This is a genomic window from Faecalibacterium sp. DFI.5.82 (assembly GCF_029076575.1).
Lineage (GTDB): Bacteria > Bacillota > Clostridia > Oscillospirales > Ruminococcaceae > Faecalibacterium > Faecalibacterium duncaniae.
On record NZ_JARFIS010000852.1, the window covers coordinates 1 to 297 of the forward strand.

Consider the following 297-nt stretch of genomic DNA (forward strand, 5'->3'; position numbering starts at 1 on the left):
GGTTACGCTGGGTGCCGTGCGGGCCATGGTGGAAAAGTACCCCGACCTCCACAACGTCCACTTTGATGCCCACGCCGACCTGCGGGACGACTATCTGGGTGCAAAGCTCAGCCACGCCTGTGTCCTGCGCCGCTGCCATGACCTCATCGGCGACGGGCGCATCCACCAGTTCTGCATCCGCAGCGGTGACCGCACCGAGTTTGAGTTCGCGGCTGCCCACACTGAGATGCACAAGTTCGATTTAACTGGCCTTGCCCAGCTCACTGAGCAGCTCTGTGCCAGCAAGGTGCCCGTTTA

The 297-nt window shown here is 62.0% G+C and carries 1 protein-coding gene; it reads left to right on the top strand.

All coding sequences use genetic code 11. The features are described from left to right. Nucleotides 1–297 (top strand): arginase family protein (locus P0G09_RS19205; RefSeq protein ID WP_275253468.1); only part of this gene is annotated, 297 nt, incomplete at both ends.